Source organism: Hymenobacter defluvii, from assembly GCF_017589435.1.
In the GTDB taxonomy this organism is placed as follows: domain Bacteria; phylum Bacteroidota; class Bacteroidia; order Cytophagales; family Hymenobacteraceae; genus Hymenobacter; species Hymenobacter profundi.
Genome location: NZ_JAGETX010000058.1, coordinates 1 through 2,129 on the forward strand (window position 1 = coordinate 1; position 2,129 = coordinate 2,129).

Annotated in this window: 4 protein-coding genes; all 4 read right to left on the reverse strand. The window is 46.2% G+C overall.

Going from position 1 to position 2,129, the window contains the following annotated elements:
• A partial coding sequence (locus J4D97_RS23675) for a type IIL restriction-modification enzyme MmeI (protein WP_347879388.1) occupies positions 1-393 on the reverse strand: 393 nt, incomplete at its 3' end.
• 180 nt (positions 394-573) lie between these two features.
• Positions 574-705 (reverse strand): hypothetical protein, encoded by a 132-nt coding sequence (locus tag J4D97_RS23805; protein WP_279592481.1) that lies wholly within the window; start codon positions 703-705, stop codon positions 574-576.
• Positions 706-981: 276 nt separating this feature from the next.
• The gene (locus tag J4D97_RS22800) at positions 982-1,851 is read right to left on the reverse strand and encodes a hypothetical protein (RefSeq protein ID WP_208309598.1); all 870 of its coding nucleotides are present in this window, start codon (positions 1,849-1,851) and stop codon (positions 982-984) included.
• A partial coding sequence (locus J4D97_RS22805; RefSeq protein ID WP_208309599.1) for a hypothetical protein occupies positions 1,848-2,129 on the reverse strand: 282 nt, incomplete at its 5' end. The genes J4D97_RS22800 and J4D97_RS22805, both read right to left, overlap by 4 nt.

The following is a 2,129-nucleotide window of genomic DNA, read 5'->3' on the forward strand; positions in this document are numbered from 1 at the left end:
CGTCCTGAGATCGTCCTGAGATCGTCCTGAGATCGTCCTGAGATCGTCCTGAGATCGTCCTGAGATCGTCCTGAGATCGTCCTGAGATAAATCGCGCGCCGCGCGTTTTTTTAGAGTAGTTAAAACTTCAACAAAGCCGTTGACCCCCTGCTTTGTTTCGAGAATAAAGCAACCGCGTTTGTAGAGGTCGATTCGGCCGGTGCTTTTCTTGCCGCCGTCGTTGAACTGCACGGCCCGTTCGAGCACGTAGGCGTCGTGGGCGGGGTTATCCGTTTTGGGGTCTGGGCGGGGTACGCCGAGCAGGTCGCAGAGGTCTTGAATGAACAGGCCATAGTTGGACAGCTCCGCGCCGCCGGACGTTTTCCAACGGGCTTCAAAGTCAGGATACGTCACGAAAAGGGGAGAATAATGTAAAAAACAGGCTACCGAATAAAGGTAGCAACTTACTCTATTTGTTAAGCGTATATTCCACTTTTTCAAATATATTTTGTATAGTTCTATAACGGCTTTACATTTGCATCGTACGATACACAAATAGCGGGAGCCAGCCAAACGCTAACCCCCGCTACCGCACTAGTGCCGTTGCAACCAATCGGTTACTACGGCGCGAATGATACCGCTTAGAACTGTTTTGCCCAGTTCAAGCAGCACGCGAGCAAACCTGATCTGATCCGGCTTGTCCGCTTTAACACGCTTTTTCTTCATTGTCCAAGAAGATTGGGTGTCCTACCACCTACTTCTTAAAAACCCCGGTCTGTCCTACCAGCCGGGGTTTTTGCTTTCTAAGAAAGCCCAACGTTGGCGAGGTGGCGAAACCACCGCGTGTTATAAGTCAAAGATAACAAGTAGAGGTTTTCAATGAGTGAAAAGGCACTATTAATCTGCTAAGTAAAACTCGTTAGATACTATTGAACACCCTATAATCTACTACAGTAGAGCCCAATTAGTAGCCGAGCTTCGGTGCATTTAAGTGTAATTGGCTTAGCTATTTATTTCGAGATTGTTAGAAGTCAAGTACAGTTCTATCTCATTTTTGATTACCTGTGCGACATTTTGAGCGGTAAAGCCGTCTAACGTTTTAAACTCATTTTTTAAAAACGTGGCAAAAGTCATGGCATATATATCAATAGCATCAGCCTCTACCTTATTCATCTCAATTAGTGAGATTAGGTAATCTCGTATTTCTCCACTGATTGCAGTTAGGGTACCAACCACAGGCACTGGGTTTCGTCTATAGGCGCGAAGAGCTTGCTGTGTTCGTTGCTGCCAGTGCTCAATAGAAGACAACTGGAGCTTAATACTACCAAGAGCAGTTTGCAAATCCTGCGTCTCAGTTTTGACCTCAGCCAAATCTATATCAACATGCTTAAATTGACTTAAGAAAGGGTGATACTTGCCAGCTAAATATGCAGTGTGTAAGCTTCGGATTCGATTGGTTAACTCACTCTCAAACAACTTCATGGCAGCCATTCGCAGGTCTTTACGGTATCTAACCTGCAGTATACTCCCGATGTCGAATGGGCAGGGTCCTTCTCCGTCAAAAATCACTATCAAGGGCAGTTTGGAGGCTAACCGTAAGCCTAGTTCCAGCATGACGTTTGGATTACGCGAGCTGATATCGCATACTATTAACTCGCTTCGATAGATGTTCTCAATGATTGAAGCATGGATCGTATCCTCTGCTCCATTTGCACTTACTAACTCAGCGGTGAAGCCGGCTCGTTGAGCAGCATCCTTGATGATCTCCAAGACGTCCTGCCAGTGGCCGGGCTCATAGCCACTCGTGTCGCTGATGGGCATAATAATTCCGCAGTGAGGCATTTGCTCCGTCACATCTTGAAATTCAGTCATTTACAGGAAGATTTCCACTGTTTATAAAGATTATTCAGCCCTGTTCTGTCCCCACCCTGGAAGGTTTGCCCATTTTGCAACATTTGTACTAATCCCTGTACATAGAGAGCATGAGAAGTATTCCACCTGTGCTCGCGTAATAAATATGCCCCAATGGCTGAAGGCAGTGTATTTGGCTCATACTTCTTCAATACTCTAGCATGGGATGGTCCAGTAAAAACGGACAGTGCGCTAAGATAGGCTGATTTGAAAGTCGCGTTCGAATTGATGGGGCGAGC